Origin of the sequence: Bombilactobacillus apium (assembly GCF_013385145.1) — a bacterium.
Classification (GTDB): domain Bacteria; phylum Bacillota; class Bacilli; order Lactobacillales; family Lactobacillaceae; genus Bombilactobacillus; species Bombilactobacillus apium.
Genome location: NZ_JABZEC010000006.1, coordinates 117,929 through 135,835, shown reverse-complemented (window position 1 = coordinate 135,835; position 17,907 = coordinate 117,929). Strand labels below are relative to the sequence as shown.

18 protein-coding genes are annotated in these 17,907 nt (G+C 41.1%); 1 reads left to right on the top strand and 17 read right to left on the bottom strand.

Going from position 1 to position 17,907, the window contains the following annotated elements; translation table 11 throughout:
- Window positions 1–8: 8 nt before the first annotated feature.
- Genes HU830_RS07440 through HU830_RS07400 form a run of 9 tightly spaced genes read right to left on the bottom strand, consistent with a single transcriptional unit; the run spans window position 9 to window position 11,386 of the window.
- Window positions 9–350 carry a putative DNA-binding protein gene (locus HU830_RS07440; protein ID WP_176943136.1) on the bottom strand — a complete coding sequence of 114 codons (342 nt, stop codon included), beginning with the start codon at window positions 348–350 and terminating at the stop codon, window positions 9–11.
- 3 nt (window positions 351–353) lie between these two features.
- Entirely contained in the window at window positions 354–1,691 is a 1,338-nt protein-coding gene (ftsY, locus tag HU830_RS07435) for a signal recognition particle-docking protein FtsY (RefSeq protein WP_176943135.1), read from the bottom strand.
- Entirely contained in the window at window positions 1,691–5,248 is a 3,558-nt protein-coding gene (smc, locus tag HU830_RS07430) for a chromosome segregation protein SMC (RefSeq protein ID WP_176943134.1), read from the bottom strand. The genes ftsY and smc overlap by 1 nt, the downstream gene beginning before the upstream one ends.
- An 11-nt stretch (window positions 5,249–5,259) precedes the next feature.
- The gene (gene rnc / locus HU830_RS07425) at window positions 5,260–5,958 is read right to left on the bottom strand and encodes a ribonuclease III (protein ID WP_324196347.1); all 699 of its coding nucleotides are present in this window, start codon (window positions 5,956–5,958) and stop codon (window positions 5,260–5,262) included.
- Window positions 5,959–6,004: 46 nt separating this feature from the next.
- Window positions 6,005–6,247, bottom strand: a complete 243-nt coding sequence (gene acpP / locus HU830_RS07420) for an acyl carrier protein (protein WP_176943133.1) — start codon at window positions 6,245–6,247, stop codon at window positions 6,005–6,007.
- A gap of 3 nt (window positions 6,248–6,250) precedes the next feature.
- Entirely contained in the window at window positions 6,251–7,255 is a 1,005-nt protein-coding gene (gene plsX, locus HU830_RS07415) for a phosphate acyltransferase PlsX (RefSeq protein ID WP_176943132.1), read from the bottom strand.
- A gap of 12 nt (window positions 7,256–7,267) precedes the next feature.
- A complete protein-coding gene (gene recG, locus HU830_RS07410; RefSeq protein WP_176943131.1) occupies window positions 7,268–9,289 on the bottom strand; it encodes an ATP-dependent DNA helicase RecG in 2,022 nt (673 codons plus the stop codon).
- Between the two features lie 25 nt (window positions 9,290–9,314).
- On the bottom strand, window positions 9,315–10,961 hold the full coding sequence (locus HU830_RS07405; protein ID WP_176943165.1) for a DAK2 domain-containing protein: 1,647 nt from the start codon (window positions 10,959–10,961) through the stop codon (window positions 9,315–9,317).
- 59 nt (window positions 10,962–11,020) lie between these two features.
- A complete protein-coding gene (locus tag HU830_RS07400) occupies window positions 11,021–11,386 on the bottom strand; it encodes an Asp23/Gls24 family envelope stress response protein (RefSeq protein ID WP_176943130.1) in 366 nt (121 codons plus the stop codon).
- 196 nt (window positions 11,387–11,582) lie between these two features.
- Between HU830_RS07400 and rpmB the strand changes: the two genes are divergently transcribed.
- Window positions 11,583–11,768 (top strand): 50S ribosomal protein L28, encoded by a 186-nt coding sequence (rpmB, locus tag HU830_RS07395; protein ID WP_176943129.1) that lies wholly within the window; start codon window positions 11,583–11,585, stop codon window positions 11,766–11,768.
- A gap of 60 nt (window positions 11,769–11,828) precedes the next feature.
- Here rpmB and HU830_RS07390 read toward each other — a convergent pair whose 3' ends face one another.
- The 8 genes from HU830_RS07390 to rsgA form a co-directional block, all read right to left on the bottom strand.
- Complete coding sequence (locus HU830_RS07390; RefSeq protein ID WP_176943128.1) at window positions 11,829–12,626, bottom strand: inositol monophosphatase family protein; 798 nt, start codon at window positions 12,624–12,626, stop codon at window positions 11,829–11,831.
- Window positions 12,627–12,643: 17 nt separating this feature from the next.
- The gene (locus tag HU830_RS07385) at window positions 12,644–13,468 is read right to left on the bottom strand and encodes a PTS system mannose/fructose/sorbose family transporter subunit IID (RefSeq protein ID WP_176943127.1); all 825 of its coding nucleotides are present in this window, start codon (window positions 13,466–13,468) and stop codon (window positions 12,644–12,646) included.
- Window positions 13,465–14,286: a PTS mannose/fructose/sorbose/N-acetylgalactosamine transporter subunit IIC gene (locus tag HU830_RS07380; RefSeq protein WP_176943126.1), complete on the bottom strand. Its 822-nt coding sequence runs from the start codon at window positions 14,284–14,286 to the stop codon at window positions 13,465–13,467. Before HU830_RS07380 ends, HU830_RS07385 begins: the two co-directional genes overlap by 4 nt.
- Window positions 14,287–14,326: 40 nt before the next feature.
- The gene (locus HU830_RS07375) at window positions 14,327–14,800 is read right to left on the bottom strand and encodes a PTS system mannose/fructose/N-acetylgalactosamine-transporter subunit IIB (RefSeq protein WP_176943125.1); all 474 of its coding nucleotides are present in this window, start codon (window positions 14,798–14,800) and stop codon (window positions 14,327–14,329) included.
- Between the two features lies 1 nt (window position 14,801).
- The gene (locus tag HU830_RS07370; protein ID WP_176943124.1) at window positions 14,802–15,257 is read right to left on the bottom strand and encodes a PTS sugar transporter subunit IIA; all 456 of its coding nucleotides are present in this window, start codon (window positions 15,255–15,257) and stop codon (window positions 14,802–14,804) included.
- A 437-nt stretch (window positions 15,258–15,694) separates the two neighbouring features.
- Complete coding sequence (locus tag HU830_RS07365; protein WP_176943123.1) at window positions 15,695–16,348, bottom strand: thiamine diphosphokinase; 654 nt, start codon at window positions 16,346–16,348, stop codon at window positions 15,695–15,697.
- 4 nt (window positions 16,349–16,352) lie between these two features.
- Window positions 16,353–17,009 (bottom strand): ribulose-phosphate 3-epimerase, encoded by a 657-nt coding sequence (gene rpe / locus HU830_RS07360; RefSeq protein WP_176943122.1) that lies wholly within the window; start codon window positions 17,007–17,009, stop codon window positions 16,353–16,355.
- 4 nt (window positions 17,010–17,013) lie between these two features.
- Complete coding sequence (gene rsgA, locus HU830_RS07355) at window positions 17,014–17,904, bottom strand: ribosome small subunit-dependent GTPase A (protein ID WP_176943121.1); 891 nt, start codon at window positions 17,902–17,904, stop codon at window positions 17,014–17,016.
- Window positions 17,905–17,907: the final 3 nt, after the last annotated feature.

Genomic DNA, 17,907 nt, shown 5'->3' with positions numbered 1-17,907 from the left:
TATCTCCCCTATTCACACTGCGCTAATTTTTGAATAATCGTTGTCAACTCAGAATCATGCGCATATTTTGTTTGAACTATTTGTTGAAGCTGCGTCACTAATCGACCGCGGACTTGAAAATCACGATAGAGATGGAGACGTTCTTCGTAATTTTCTAAACTAGTTACGGTTCTTTTTAAATTATCATACACTGCCTGGCGACTAACATGGTGCAATTCAGCAATTTCACCTAAGGAATAATCATCTCCATAATATAATTGGAGATATTCGGCTTGCGTCTTTGTCAACAAGGATTGATAAAAATCGGCTAATAAATTGACCCGCGTCGCTTTCAAAATATCATCACTCATCGCTTACTCCGTCTGTAAAAGTTCACTAAAGAGTCCAGTAGCATATTGTTGAGGATCAAAGTCCCGCAAATCGGTTACTTTTTCACCCAGGCCGACTAATTTAACGGGAATATGAAGTTCTTCATTAATTGCGAGAACGATTCCTCCCTGCGAAGAGCCATCCAATTTCGATAAAACAATTCCCGTTACTTGGGTTGCCTTTTGAAATTGCTTTGCTTGGACAAGACCATTTTGGCCAGTAGTCGCATCGATAACTAGTAAGACTTCTTGTGGGGCTGTCGCTACCTGGCGGGTAATAATTCGCTTAATCTTTTCCAATTCTTTCATCAAGTTGGTATTATTTTGCAGACGACCAGCCGTATCCACTAAGAGTAAATCGTAATCTTCTTGAGCAATCTGTAAAGCCTCATAAACTACCGCAGCCGGATCACTGCCAGCGGGTTTAGCAACTGTTTCTACACCGATTTTACTTCCCCAAGCCTGTAATTGCTCAATTGCTCCAGCTCGAAAAGTATCGGCGGCAGCTAAAAGAACTTTTTTCCCAGCAGCCTGATATCGCGCTGCTAATTTACCAATCGTGGTGGTCTTTCCAGCACCATTTACGCCAACAAATAAAATCACGTTTAAGTTTTGCGGATCTAAATCATTCAACTGTTGTTTCGTGATTGGATTTTCAGTTGTATAAATTTCCGCCATTTTTTGGACAATTACTTGGGCAACATCGGCCTTCGACTTGGCATTTTGTAACTTAACTTCTTCGCGCAAGGCATCCGAAATTTTCAAAGCCATATTATAGCCAACATCAGCTTGAATCAAAAGATCTTCTAAATCTTCAAAGAAATCTTCATCTACACTCCGAAAGTTAGCTAAAAAGCCATTGAGCTTCTCCCGGAAGCTATGTCGGGTCTTCTTTAAACCAGCATCATATTCAGCCGCATCATCTAGTACTGTTGCTTCGACTGCCGGCTGTTTTTTCTCTGAAATATCGGAATTTTCTTCGATTTCCGCAGAATTTTCCGTTGCAGTTAAGTCGGTTCCCGCTGCGGGCTTCGCGGTTTCTTTTTCTATCTTTGGCGACACTACGGCTGCGGTTTCGGTCTCAGAAACAGCCGCTTGCGAACCCTCGACTTTTACTTCTGGAGTTACTTCTACCGAACCTTCAGAAACAGAATCCTCGGTCGCAGACGCTACGGGTGCTGCATCAGTCTTCTCCTCAACATTTGCTTCCGGAGAACTTTCAGGAACAGATTCCTCGGTTGCAGGGGCTACAGGAGCGGTATCTTTTTTTTCTTCAACATCTGTTTTTGGCGTTTTCTTTTTAAAAATATCAAATAATCCCATTAAGACACCTCATTTTCTGCAAGATTCAGTTGAGTTGTCACAACCTTTGATACTCCGTAATCTTGCATCGTAATTCCGTACAGTCTTTTGACATGCATCATTGTTCCCTTTCGATGGGTAATAATGATAAATTGCGTTTGGTCATCGTAATGCCGCAGATAGTTAGCAAAACGTTCGACATTCGCATCATCTAAAGATGCCTCAGCTTCATCAAGAACACAAAAGGGCACTGGCTGGACTTTCAAAATTGCAAATAATAACGTGATTGCAGTCAAGGCCCGTTCTCCGCCCGAAAGTAAACTTAACTGACGGAATTTCTTCCCTGGTGGCTGAGCAATAATTTCAATCCCGCTATTTAATAAGTCATGTTCATCCGTCAAAATCAAACGGGCTTTTCCTCCACCAAACATCTGGGGAAAGATTTTTGCAAAAGCTGCTGCTACTTGTTCAAACATGGCTTGAAAACGGCGACTAACCTCTTGATCCATCTCGTGAATTGTTCCCGTTAATTGTTTGCGTGCCGTTAAGAGATCTTCTTGTTGTTGCTGTAAAAAGTCATAACGTTCTTTGACTTGTTCATAGTCCTCAATTGCCGCCAAGTTTACTGGACCTAAATCATCCAAGCCCAATTTCAATAATTTCACTTGGCTTTGAGCCTTCTCTAAAGACCAATCTTGCTGGGGAACTTGTTGCAGGGCAGCTTCATAACTTAAATGATAATTTTGTTCCAGCTGATTTACTTTATGACTTAACTGGCTTTGTTGAGTAGCTAATTCAATGGCGACCGTTTCTTGTTCTTCGCCTGCTTGAGCTTGTTGCGCCAATGCTTGTTGTAAATGTTGTGCTAAAGCTGAAGCTTGATTCAATAATTCTTGCCGATCTTGTTGTTGTTCTTGCAGTTTTTCCCTGAGCCTGGTTACTTGCCCTTGTAACTCCGTAATCTGTTTTTGCACATCTTGATGCGACGTGGCCAACTGATTATGATCAGAATTCAATTGTTGCAGCTGTTGCATCAATTGTCGGACTTGTTCTTCTTGTTGTTCCAGTTCAGTTTGCGAATATTGGGCCAACTTTTGTTCATTTTGAAGTTCTTTTTTTGTCAAAGTAATCTGGGTTTGATAATGCTGCACTTGTCGTTGATAAAGACGCTCTTGTTCATCAAAATCGGTCAACAAAGCCTGCTGCTGCTTTAATTGCGCTTGATTTTGCGTGATCTTTTGTTGCAGGTGGGTCTGTTGCTCTGAGCTTTGTTGGGCCTGTTGTTCTAATTGCTGTTGCTTGTTTTTATTAGCTTGTACCGCTGCTTGTAATTCTTCAGCCTGTTTTTGCAAAGTCTGCAACTCTTGCTGTTGAAACTTAAACTGACCCGAACGTTCCTGCTGTTCTTGAATTGCTTTTTGTAAGCTTTGTTGCGCTAGTTCAGTTTGTCTTTGTAACTGTTCTTGTTTACTTTGAGCTTCTTGCCATTGTTTTTTAACCGCCACTAATTGTTTTTGGGCAACTTGTAAGCTCTCTGTCAAGTGGTCAAGCTGACTATGTTGGCTAAGTAAGGCTCCTTTGGTCTTAACTTGCCCCCCAGTCATCGCTCCTCCAGGATTGATCAAATCTCCTTGGAGAGTCACAATTCGAAAACGTTGCTGACTGAGATTACTAGCAACAACCGCGGCCTTCATATCCTGAACTACTAGTAAACGACCGAAAATATGTTCCACAATTGCCTGTAATTCAGAGGGAGCTTGAATTAAGTCGCTTGCTAGACCTAGAAAATAGTCCTGTGCTTTTAAATTACGCAATTCAGATTCATTTAGTCGCCGCGATTTAATAACCGATCGAGGTAAGAAAGTAGCCCGACCGGCCTTATGTTGCCGCAAAAAGGTAATTGCCTGGCGAGCAGCAGTTTGATCGACCGTCACTATTGACTGTAGCTGGGCTCCAGCCGCACTTTGCAAAGCCACTTGGTAACGCTCGGGGACTTGAATTAAATCAGCTAAAACTCCCACAATTCCACGCAATTGAGGCGCGGAAAGGATCGCCCGAACTCCCTGATAAAAGCCTTGGTGCTGCTCAATCACCTGTTGTAAAGAACGTTGATTGGCCTGTAATTGCTGTAACTTTTGCAGTTGACCATAGTATTCTCTCTGATAACTTTGAACTTGCTGGGAATTTCGTTGAGTTTTAGTTACTTGCTGTTGATGTTCAGTTTGCGCCTGTTGAACTTCTTTTTGCTGCACCAAACCTTGTTTTTGCAAAGTTTGGACTTGGTCTGCTTGGACTCGGACTCGCTCTTCTTGAAGCTGAACTTTTTCTTGCAACTGTTGAGCTGACTTTTGTTCATGATCTAATTGAACAGTTAAATACTCCTGTTGATTCTTTTGGGAGGTCTGCTGTTGAACCAGTTCAATATACGTCGCTTGCAGTGTTTTGATTTTAGTCGCAATCTGTTCAGGGTCATTGGTGAAATCAGCCTGAATTTGCTTTAAGTCAAGTTCTAACTTGGCTAACTGTTCGCTAGTCGCTGTAATTTGAGCGGCTTGTTGTTGCCGAGTTTGCCGGGTTTTTTGAGCTTGCTGTTGTAGTTTCTCACAACGAACTCGCAATTGCTGCTGGTTGTTGCTATTAAAATCGGAACGTTCAATAGCCAATGCCTGTTGACCTTTGAGAACTTCCAATTGACGACTAAGATTGGTCAGTTGTTCCTGCTGAGTATCAATCGCACTCGTTAATTGCTGACTTTGAGTTCGGTTCTCTGTAACTGCCGTTTGATCAGCCTGAACTCGTTCTTGAACAGCCTGCTTTTGCCGAGTTAGCCGCTGATTCTTTTGCGCTAAATCTTCCTTTTGCTGAGCCAAATTCTGAATTTCAACTGCCAAAATATTTTGTTCCAATTCAGCAAATTGTTTTTTTTGGGTTTGATAATCCCTTGCTAAACTAGCCTGCTGCTTTAAAGGTTCCACCTGACGAGCCAATTCCTGGGTAATATCAGCCACGCGGTATAAGTTAGCATCCGTTTGTTCCAACTGCTGTTGAGCTTCTTGCTTACGCAATCTAAAATGCGCCACACCCGCAGGCTCTTCAATAATCGATCGTCTTTCGACAGGGTTACTATTAAAGATTGCTTCAACTTGTCCCTGAGAAATAATCGCTAAGGAATGCCGTCCTAAGCCGGAATCCAAAAACAAATCTGTGACATCTTTAAGCCGAACCTTTTGATTATTAATCAAAAATTCGCTAGTGCCATTACGAAAAAGCCGCCGCCGCACTTCAACCTGGTCTCGGTTCAAGGCGATTCGGCGATCATGATTATCAAACTGAAGTAAAACCTCTGCTCGGTTGACAGCCGCCTTACTACTACTACCGGCGAAAATAATATCTTGCATTTTTTCTCCCCGGAGATTTTTAGCCGACTGTTCCCCCATTACCCAACGAATTGCATCAATTACGTTACTCTTTCCACTCCCATTCGGTCCAATAATCCCAGTAATCCCCGGTTCAAAGTGAAATTTGGTTTTTTCACCAAACGATTTAAAACCATTAATTTGCAAAGCCACTAGCGTCAACAATAATTCCTCTACTTTTTATGCAAATATTGTAAATACTTTTGGGCAGCACGTTGTTCTGCACTTTTCTTGCTATGCCCGGTTCCAATTGTTAACTCTTTTTCATTAATCAATAATTGAATCCTAAATTTGGTTCCTTGATCAGAATCTTCCGCTAGGAGAACTTGGTAATCAATATTTACATCCCCATTGCGCTGCAATTCTTCTTGCAATTCGGTTTTAAAATCATTTTCATCACTAAACTCACCACTATCAATATGATGATAAACCGTTTGCTGCAAGAATTGTTGGACAGCTTGATTACCCTGATCTAAATACAAAGCACCGTTAAAGGCTTCAAAGACATCTTCTAGTAAGGTGTCTCTTTGACGAGCCCCGGCTTTTTCTTCCCCATTACCAAGATTAATAAAATCTGGTAGACCTACTTCTTGACAAAACTTGGAAAAACTAGCTGTACAGACAATATCAGCTCGTAATTTAGTCAGTTGACCTTCTGATAATTGGGGAAACTTCTTATAAATATATTGCGAAACATTTAATTCTAAGACCGCGTCACCTAAAAACTCCAATCGTTCATAGTCAGGAACATGTAGTTCACGATGTTCATTGGCATAAGAAGAATGGGTCAAAGCAGCCTGCAAGAGACTCCAGTCGCGAAACACAATCCCATACTTTTCTTTTAAAAGGCTCATTAACTCCGAATTAATCACTAATTTCCCCTTCAACTATTCTTCTTATCTCGTGCGAGATTAAATTTTAAGCCTGGTGGTCGGTTATATATTTGACTACGGCGCCAACAGTTTCGATCTTAGTAGCTTCCTCATCGGGAATTTCTTCGCCAAAATCATCTTCTAGTTCTAATTCAAATTCCACCATATCAATCGAGTCGGCGCTGAGATCAGTTTGAAAGTTAGTTTCTCGAGTAATTGTCGTCACATCAACATCGAAACGTTCTGCGAGCATTGCCGCAACTTTTTTAAAAACTTCTTCTTCATTCATTTTTTAAGACTCCTTTTTCTGCTGATCAAAATAGGTCATAACTTGCATCAGCATTCCTTTATTATACATCAATCGTAATTGCACTAAAGCGTAATAAATAGTCCGGGCATCGGAAGATCCATGAGATTTTACTACGGGAGCTTTGACCCCCATTAAAACCGCCCCACCATAAGCCGAGACATCAAAAGTATCTTTAATTGACTTTAAGGCTGGCTTAGCTAAGAGGGCTCCTAGTTTGGATCGTAATCCTTGGGTCAATAAAGCCTGTTTGAGCTGGGAAATCAAAATCTTGACACTACCCTCAGTCGCCTTTAAAACCGCATTGCCGGTGAATCCGTCGGTAACCACAACATCAGCAACACCTTTGAGTAAATTGTCGGCTTCAACATTGCCAACAAAATTCACTGAAGCTAGTTCTTTTAAAGCTTGATAAGCTTCTTGATGCAAGCGGTCACCCTTATCATATTCACTTCCATTATTAAGTAAACCCACTCTTGGTTTAGCAACTCCTAAAACTTCTCGAGCATAAAAAGAAGCCATAACTGCCCATTGTTCCAAATAGCTAACTTTCACCTCAGCATTGGCTCCCGCATCAAGATAACAGATTCCCGGTTGATCACTCATCGCTGGTAAGGTCGGCATCAAAGCTGGCCGAGCAATATTTTTTAATCGGCCGATGATAAAAATCCCAGCTGCCATTAGAGCCCCAGTATTTCCTAGGGAAAATAAAGCGTCTGCTTTTTGATCTTTGACCGCTTGAGCTGCCAAAACCATCGAGGAATCCTTTTTCTTACGGATCGCCTTCATCGGCTCATCGGTTCCCAAAATTTCACTTTTAGTATGCACAACTGTAATTCGTTTGGAATCTTGTAAATACTTTTTAATTTGCTCCTGATCACCAAACAACAAAAATTCTAAATCTGAAAATTCATTTCGAGCTCGTTCAACACCCTCAACTACTACTTTGGGAGCATAGTCGCCACCCATCGTATCTACTGCAATTTTCATTTTCTTACCTCATTAATCTAAGCTAGTTTGAGCTTTCATCTTTAAATATGCTCGCAAGACCGGATACCGATTCAATTGGGGATCAACCGTAAATAAAGCCCGCGCTTCTTGGCGGGCGGTAGTTAACATTGCTGTATCAGCAACTGGATCAGCGACTTTAAATTGCGGTAAGCCCGATTGATTTTGACCAAAAAAATCTCCGGCTCCCCGCAACTGAAGATCTTGTTGGGCTAGGCGGAAGCCATCGTTAGTCTCGGTCATAATCTTCAAGCGCTGTAAAGCAGTTTCATTCTTCGGATCCGCCAAGAGAATACAAGTGGCCGTCTGTTGCCCACGACCAATCCGCCCCCGCAATTGATGTAATTGCGATAAGCCAAAGCGCTCAGCATTACAAATCACCATTACGGTAGCATTAGGAACATCAACCCCAACTTCAACAACCGTCGTCGCTACTAAAATATCTAACTCATGGGCTTGAAAAGCGGCCATTACTTCCTCTTTAGCGGTTGAATTCATCTGACCATGGACTAGGCCCACTTGGGCTTGGGTAAAGTGCTTTTGTAATTTTTGCTGAATTTCTTCCGCATTAGCCAAGTCCAACTGCTCTGATTCACTGACGAGGGGTGCGATCACAAAGGCTTGAGCCTTTTGGGCTAATTGAAGGCGCAAAAAGTGCTCCACTTGATCGAGCTTACTCCAACGCAGCCAATAGGTACTAACCGGTTGTCGTCCTTGGGGTAGTTCATCAATCGTTGATAAGTCTAGTTCTCCATAAGCGGTAATCGCCAAGGTCCGGGGAATCGGTGTTGCGGTCATCATCAAAGTGTCCGGAACCGTTCCCTTTTGTCGAAGAGCTCGCCTTTGTTTAACTCCAAAACGGTGCTGTTCATCGATTACCACTAAGCCTAGCTGCCGATAAGTAACTCCTTTTTGAAACAAAGCATGGGTTCCCACAACGATATTCACGCTGCCCTGCTCAATCTGAGCCACTAGTTCGCGATGCTCTTTAGGAGTTAAATCGCCCGTTAACAAAGCAACTTTCATCTGAAAAGGTTGGTATAAGCGCAGCAGTTTTTGATAATGTTGGCGAGCTAAGATTTCTGTGGGAACCATCAGAGCCGCTTGAAAGCCGGCAGTTACGCTGGCAAAAATTGCGCTTGCGGCCACCGCCGTTTTACCACTACCAACATCCCCCTGTAACAAGCGGGCCATCGGTTGTGGCCGACGCAAGTCGGCTAAAATTTCTTTTAAAACTCGGCTTTGGGCCGAAGTCAATTGAAAAGGAAAGCTTTGAATAAATTGGGCAACATAATCACTACTATAATTTTCCACTAAGCCTGGTGCCTGCTGGTCAGAAGACAAACGCAATTGAATTAGGCGGGCTTGATATAAGAACAGTTCCTGAAACTTAGCTGTCCGCCGCGCTGCCTGGGCTTGGGCTTCATCTTGAGGAAAGTGCATCCCAGCAATCATCTGTCTGGCGGTTAACAAGTGATACTTAGTTCTAATATTTACGGGTACTGGATCTTCAATTTGCTGCTGATACTTCTGCCAAGCTGCCGTAATCAACTTCCGTAAATTTTTTTGCGACAGCCGCTTCTTGGTTTGATAAACCTCGGTCATCCCTGTCTGTTCACGTTGCGATAAAACTTTCATCCCTGTCAAAGATCGCTTAGTTTGACTCCAACGGCCGTAAAGTAAAGCCACTTGACCTTCCACAAAGCGATCTTGTAACCACGGCTGATTAAAAAAAGTAACCGGGATAGCTTCATTTTCCACTATCAACCGGACTACTAATAAACTCTTCTTATAACCCAAACGTTTCAACAAGGGTCTACTAGCTACTAGACCCTCTAAAACTAACTTTTCTTGATCTTGAGCTGTTTGAACTGACTTAATAATCAAATCATCATAACGCTTGGGGAAATAATATAATAAATCATAAATCGTTGTGATTCCCAAATCAGCTAGTCCGGCTTGAGTTTTGGGACCTACCCCGGGCAAATAACTGACCGCTTGCATCAGTTCTGACATTGGCTACTCCCTAGATTACTGATCCTTATTCCACTGCAATCAAGTAATGATAAACTGGTTGATCTCCCTGATGAATTTCGCATTCTAATTCGGGGAATTGGTCTGCAATAGCGGATTCTAAAGCTTGAGCTTCTTTAGACTTTCCTTGAGAACCGACTAAGATTGTCACAATTTCGCTTTCTTCGTCAACCATCTGAGCAATAAGCTCAGTTCCCAATTCCAAGATATCAGTGCCATTAGCAACGATCTTGCCATCTACTAAACCAATATAATCATTTTCTTTAATTTCTAAATTATCCAATTTGCTATCACGAACCGCTGTAGTAATTTGCCCACTTTTGACAGTCGTCAAAGCAGCCGTCATATCTTCTTGGTTACTTGCTAAATCCGCCGTCGTATCAAAAGATAATAGAGCTGTCATGCCTTGGGCAATCGACTTACTTGGAACAATTGCGGTCGGAATCTCCACCACTTGACTAGCCTGTTGAGCGGCCATCACAATATTCCCATTATTTGGTAAAATCAGGACCCGCTGGGCATTAGTTTCTTTAATCGCGGCCACAATATCCTGAGTTGAGGGATTCATGGTTTGTCCCCCGCTAATAATGTTCGTGACTCCCAGGCTCTTAAAAAGCTTCTGCAAGCCTGCTCCCGAAGCAACCACGATAATTCCATAATCTTTTTGCGGTTGAGAAGCTTGGGGCTTTTCCGTTTCAACAATTGACTCGTGCTGAATCCGCATATTATCAATCTTAATTTTACTTAAGGCTCCATAACAGCGCCCGTAAGTAAAAATCTTTTGTGGGTGTTGTGTATGCACATGAACTTTAACAACTTCCTCATCAGCAACGACTAACAAGGAATCTCCTAGTTCACTTAAATGTTCCCGAAAACCTTGGTAATCAAATAATTCCTTGCTTGTAGGATCTTGTCCCAATTGGACCATCATTTCCGTACAAAAACCATTCTTAATATCCGCCGTCGTAATATCAGCGGTTGTAATCTGATTTTGCTGGACAGATTGGCGGTGAGCCGCATTAAGCATTTCGTCCATTTCATCTTCATCGGGTTGATAGTGATCCTTGGAAACAACTTCACCACCCAGAGCCTCTACGAAACCTTCGTAAATAAAAACCAAACCTTGGCCACCGGAATCAACGACTCCGACCTCTTTCAAAACTGGTAAAAGTTCCGGGGTTTGCGCCAACGCTGTTTGCGCTCCTTCTAAAGCAGAGACCATCACCGTTGTGGCATCGCTGGCCTGATTACCAACTGCTTGAGCTTGAACGCTAGCTTGTTTTGCAACTGTTAAAATTGTCCCTTCAACCGGTTTCATCACAGCTTGATAAACAGTCTTAACTCCATCAGCCAAGGCTTGAGCTAAATCCAAGGAGTTTAAAGTGGCCTTTCCTTGGACACTTTTAGCAAAACCACGAAAAATTTGCGAAGTAATTACTCCCGAATTACCCCGAGCTCCCATTAAAAGTCCTTTAGCTAAATACTGGGCCAATTCACCCACATTTTCTGATTCAGCCTCATTAACGGCTTTATAACCCGATTGAAAGGTTAAATTCATATTCGTACCGGTATCTCCATCAGGGACCGGGAAAACATTTAATGAATTAACAAATTGCGCATTCTGTTTTAAATAACGCGATGCCAGCCGCACCATCGTTCTAAATTCACTCGCTGTAATTGTTTTAACAACTGACAATTGCTATTCTCCTCCAACTAATCTTCTTCTAGGATTTTAACACCTTGGACAAAGACATTAACTTTTGCAGTCGGTGCTCCGAGCATGGTTTCTAAGTTATACTTCACTCGATTTTGAACATTGCGTCCCACCTCAGAAATCTTCACACCGTATCCAACAATAATATAAACGTCAACAACCGTCCCAGATTTTTCCTGGCGGACAACGACACCCTTCGTATAATTCTCCCGCTTTAAAATTCCGTTAACTCCATCACGAAGTTGATTCTTGCTAGCCATACCCACAATTCCATAGATATCCGTGGCAGCACAGCCAACAACGGAAGCAATTACTTCGTTGGAAACTTCAACTTGACCGAACTTAGTCTTAATTGATATTGCCATCGAAAACACCTCGATTCCTAATCGTATCAATATTAAATTTTATCATAGCCCCTAGCTTTGCGAAAGAGAAAGAACAACCTTCAGCCTGTCAAGTAATTTCACTTGCAATTACTCTTGCATTCTAATTTTGAAAATGGTACTATCACAAGAGTGTTATATCAACAGAAAGTTTATCTAGGACAAGGAGGTTTGTCCCGTGGCTAAAGATTTTATTACTGGTAAGAAGACTACTTTTGGTAACAAGCGTTCCCACGCCTTGAACTCATCACGGCGTTCATGGAAAGCTAACTTACAAAAAGTGCGGATTTTAGTTGATGGTCAACCAAAGCGCGTCTGGGTTTCTGCTCGGACATTAAAGTCTGGTAAAGTAACTCGAGTTTAATTTTAAATTTCGAGTTTAATTACCAAAAAAGAATTGGGATATTCAATCCCAATTCTTTTTTTATGGCTTGGAAGTCGGAATCGCTGCTAAAATTTCCTGATTTAAGTGGGGACCGGCCGCAATAATATCTTGATCGGTGGGTGTAGTCTGGAAATCAAATTCCTGTCCACTTAAAGTCAAGAATTGAACGCCCGCTTCTTGAGCGAAAGCTAAACCAGGTAGTAAATCCCAAGGTTTCATAGCGCTCTTATTAATCATTCCATCAATTTCTCCCTTAGCCAAAGCCACCATCCCTAAGGAAGCACAACTCATGGTTTTGAGAGTGCGAGCTTGCCGCATAATCTCCATTGAATGCGCCCGATTCTGAGTCAAAAAGTCAAAACGACAACCCAAGGCGCTGTCTTCTAGAGAACGATCTGGTCGAGTTGCTAGCGGTCGATTGTTGACAAAACAACCTTCTCCTGCCAAAGAATGATAAAGTTTATGATCCATAACATCATAGATATAACTGATCTTCCCCTGACCAGCAGCATAGACACTCAAAACAATCGCAAAATCTTTTTTAAAATAAACCAAGTTTGAGGTTCCATCAATAGGATCAATCACCCAAGTTAAATCATCGACTTCAACTTGGGTCTGATTACCATAACCTTCTTCACTAATAATCGCCGCTTGCGGAAATTTCTTTCTAATCATTGTTGTTAAATACTGTTCGATAGATTTATCAATATTCGTGACAAAATCATGAGCATTAGCCTTCGTGTCAATTTCCAATTTTTGCTGTAATTTATTCTGTACCATTTCTCCAGCAGTCAAAACCCACTGTTGGGCCCAAAAATCGATCTGATAAAAATTCATTACAAATTCCTTTCTTCCTAAACAATAATTCCCCACATATAAAGTAAGGTTCCCAGAACCAATAAACCAATAATCAAAGATACAACATGTTTTCCATTCGTCTTTTTTAAGTACCAATAACAAGCATAAGTTAATAAAATTGGGAGCAAATTAGGTAATATCTTATCCAGCATTGATTGAAAGTTGAGGGTTGTTCCTTTGGCCAGCTTTAACTTAATCCCTAATTGTAAATGAACATTGCTGACCACCAAGGCTGCTACAACCACTGTCCCCATGGCGTTAGCAGCTGTCGAAAAGCGTTGAATAGCGGTCTTACTATTGGAATTACTTAATAGAGACACTCCTCGTTCATAGCCTTCTTTTAAGCCGAACCATTTCAAGGGAAACCACAAAGCGTTGATCATAAGAAACATCACGATTGGTCCTAGAATACTCCCTTTAGTCGCTAAAGTAGCTCCGATACTGCCACAAATAGCTAACCAAGTATAACTTAAAATACTATCTCCTAAACCCGCTAGAGGACCCATCAAACTGACCTTAGTGTTGCTGACAATTTCCTTATCATCATCGGCAGTCTTTTCTTCCAAAGCCATGGAAGTCCCAATCAAAAGGAAAAAAGCCACGTGGTGCGTAATAACATACTCTAAGTGCCGTTGCATGGCTTCTTTACGCGCCTCTAAAGAAGCTTCACGATACTTCTTACGTAAGAAAGGCAACATGGAATACAAATAACCTAAGTTGCCTCCCCGCTCGGTATTTCCTGACATGGACAAAGTTTGCATTCGCCAAAATAAATGCTTAATGTCCTTCTTACTCATTAGGTTTTGATCTTTTTCACTCATAGGTCGTAGTCCTCCGCATCATCATCGTCCAATTCTTCTGCTCCAGTTCCAGTTTCTTCGACTTGCACAGTTGAAGTTTGCTGATTTGAACGAGCGGTCATCATTAAATCGTAGAAGTAAGCCACTACAATTCCTAACATCGCAATTCCCAGTGTTGGAACTTTAATATAGGCACAAAAGACATAGCCAATCAGTAAAAAGACCCAAGATTGTTTCTTAATTAGCATCCGTAACAACATCGCAAAACCTACGGCAGCTACTAACTTCGATGAAACGTTCAAGCCATCTAAAACATTTTTAGGAATAAATTTTAAAATTTGGTTAACTACTGGAACACCAAAAAGAGTCACAATAAAGATTGGCACAAACCGAGTCAAGCCCATGATTAAACCACCTGACCAATGGAGCAGAGAAATCTTTTTCGAAAAAAGTTCTCCTCGTTCGGCAACTGCATCAGCGGCATGAGCTAAACCAATATTTAGCGTTAAAGCCACGATATTTAATTGTTGAACTAAAATTGCTGAAGGCATGGCAACCGCAATTCCGGTCGCAATTCCTCCCTTGGCCATGACCCCAATTGAAACTCCAATAATTGAACCCGCGATAATATCCGGTGGAGTATACAGACCCACGTTATTAGTTCCCAACCACATTAATTCTAAAGCAGCGGCAATCGCGATTCCTTGAGTTAAATCACCACAAATTAAAGCAGCTCCAGTTCCTGCTAATAACGGCTTTTGGAAACCCAAATGAAATGCTTTACCGTCGATCATACAAAAGCTCCCCCAGAGGGCTAATAACAATGCTCTTAAAAACATAATTGCCTTCAATCCTTTCCGCTCATTGCCCGAGCTTGGTCTAGTGTAAAAGCTTCAGTAAATCTTTTTTTTCATCCCGCGGAACCGTTTGAATTGTTAGCTTGACTTGCTGTTCACCCAATTTGCGAAAAGCGGCCTGTTCTGCTGCAGTTGCGCTAACGGCCTTCGAAATAATTTCGCGTTCTGGCATCCTGCGCATCCCTCCAACAATAATTTCTGAAATAGGAAAACCCCCTGCGACAAGATCTTCTGCTGTGATCGGATTAGTTAATAAAAGTAAGGTACGGCGTTTAATTTGCGCTCGTTGCATGACATGTTGAAAGCGAGCCGAGGAAAAAACTTTCACCTTAACATCGACTGGTGCAGCTACACTCACCATCGTCTTGCGCATTTCATCTTGGCTAACAGCATCATCGACAATTAAAACTTGCTCAATTTGATAATCCTTTAACCAAGTTGTCGCTACCTGTCCATGAATCAATCGATCATCGATTCGAACTAACTCTACTGCCATCTCATAAATCCTCCTCATCATTAGATCCAAGTCTAGCTTGAAATTGCTGCCATTTAGCTACTTCATCAATAACTGGCACCTGCCAATTTGTTGTTAGCTGCTGGCTGACAATGCCAAGATCAGTTTGTCGATGGGTCAAGATTTCCAAAATCAATCCCAAAGTAAAACCAGAAAAAACTGCCACATTCAAAGGTGTTTGCAAAGCAAACTGCGCGGCAGCATTGGTTGGAGTTCCACCATCTAAATCAGTCAAAATAAGTAATTCTTCTTGTCCTAAAACTTCTTGAGCTTCTTGATATTTAGCAATTAAAGTTTCCAAATTTTCTCCCGGATATAAGCCTACCGTTTGAACTTGTTCTTGCGGTCCCGCAATCATAATTGCTGAATTCAAAGCCTCTTGAGCCAGATTACCGTGACTTGCTAAAATAATCCCCCAAGTATTTTCCTGTTTACTCACGAATCGCTTTTCCTCCTCAAAGATCAAAATGATACCGTTTACGAATAACATGTTAGCGATTTCTTAAAAAAATGTCAATCATTCATGTGACAAATTTGTTATTAATAATAATTGCGAAAAAACTTTGCCGCAGATTTCAAACTATTAAAGTTTAAAAAATTCATTAACTTTAAAATTCTTACTTTGCTTTTAATTTCTGGTTTTAATAATATGCTAATAAATGCTACTCAAGTTATTTGCAAAGAGTAGATCTTCTTTTTTCTTCAGTCTTGGTAAATTTTATTTTTCAACTTTCCTAGCCACTTAACCTTAACAAAATTTGTTAGATAAAGTTTTATTACACTATCTCCCCAAATAAAAAACGTCGGGAAAAACCAAATTTTCCAGACGTTTTTTGAATTAAATAATCTTTACTAAAACCCTTACTTTTATGAAAACTAGCTATTTTGATCGCGACTTTGAATGACTGCCATGACTCCGGATTGAAATTCAAAATCAACTGTGGACCGAACAAACTCGTTACTCGACCAAGAAATTGGTCGCTGTACACTGGCGTCATGGAGGCAATACTTAGCATCAAAAATCGTAAAATGCTCAACCGGTGTAAGATTGAAAAAACCTAAATACTTCATTGAAGCTAACTTAGTTATTTGATATTTTCCCGGTAAATAATAGCTAATAGAATTACCAGCATCTAGAAGTTCTAATTTAGGAATGTCTTGTTTCCGAGGTAAATCCAGGGGCAGAAATAAATTAATCAATTCGTGATCAATTCGTCCGCCTAAGGCGCCATAAATCCGAACATGTTGCGCTTTTAAATCTTCTAACGCAATTTGAACTCCCAATTGAGAATCTGTAAAGTCCTTCACAGGATTAGCATATCGAATATCGGGACAATTTTCTTCTAATTGAATTTTTTCTTTAGAAGTTAAAGAATCAAAGTCGCCAGCACTAACTTCCGGAATGATCTTTTGATTTAATAAGCTAATATTGCCATGATCTAGACCGATCCAAGGTCCTTCTATGGACCGAAAGTCCTCTTTTTGAGCCTCCGGAGCGCCTAATAATAAATTAACAATCGGATAATTCATCTTATTACTGAACCGCCTTTTTTAAACTTCCAATCCTTTGAGCTAGATCATGACCAAAGACATAAGAACCGGCTACAAAAATATCTGCTCCCGCTTGGCGACAGGAAACTATCGTTTGTTCGTTAATTCCACCATCAACTTCTAAACGATAAGTTAACCCTTCTTCCCTGCGGAAATCAGCAAATTGTTTGATTTTACCAGTCATTGCCGGAATAAATTCTTGACCACCAAAACCTGGATTAACTGTCATCACCAAGACATTATCCACCAGAGGTAATAAATCCACTACGCTATAAAAACTGGTTCCTGGATTTAAAACAATTCCGGCTTGAACGCCTTGAACTTTAATCTCCTGAATCAGACGATAGATATGTTTGGTACTTTCTACATGAACATTAATCAAGCTCGCTCCTGCTTGCAATACCGGTTTAAGGTAGTCTTCCGGACAAGCAACCATTAAATGGGCGTCCAAGGGGAGATCAACCGTTCGATGGACGTCTTGCATTATCGCTGGACCAAAGGATAAATTAGGCACAAAAACTCCATCCATCAAATCAATATGCAGTAAGTCGGCCCCCCCTTGTTTAGCAGCAATTAAATCTTTTTCCAAATGCAAAAAATCGGCACTTAAAATTGAGGGTGCTATTTTCCCTGATTGCATACATTTATCCCCTTTTAGTTGATTTTTTCTGATAAATTGGTCGTTCCTCTTTTAATTCTGCTTGAAATTGACAATAATTTTGGTAACGTCGGGCTTTAATTTGTTCTTGGGCCACAGCCTCTTTAACTGCGCAGCCCGGTTCGTTTAAATGTAAGCAACTGCGATATTTACAATCCTTACCATAGGTGACAAACTCCGGAAAAAATTGAGGTAATTTGACCGAATCGACTTGCTGCCAAGCTAAGGATGAAAAGCCCGGTGTATCAGCGATTAATCCTCCCGCGTAAGGATATAAGGTCACTTTTCGAGTCGTATGTTTACCGCGATTTAAACTCGTTGAAATTTCAGCAGTTTCTAAATTAAGTTCAGGACACAAATAATTTAGCAAGGTTGATTTACCAGCACCCGTTTGTCCTGCGAGGACAGTCTCGCGCCCCGTCAATCTTTTTTGAAAACTGGCATGATCTTTGCGAATTTCACTCGTACTAAAGACCAGATAACCCCATTTTTGATAATCTTGAAGTTCAATCTTTAAATTTTCAGCTGCTGTAGTTGAAAGTAAGTCAGTCTTACTAACGCAAATCAAAGGACGCACCTTTTGGGCCTCTAAAACTACAAGAAAACGATCCAAGAGATTAAAGGAAAACTCTGGCTGAGTACTCGAAATAACCACTAGAGCCTGATCAACATTGGCAATTAACGGGCGCACCAATTCATTAGTTCGAGGATGAATTTTCCGCAAATAATCATCTTCAAAATCTACCCAATCACCAACCACCGGTTTAATCTTTTGTTTTCGAAAATTTCCCCGGGCTCGGGTTCGGATAATTTTTTGGTCAGTAGTCAAGACATCGTAAAAACCACTGAGTGACTGAATAATTTTACCAGTTTGCATAAA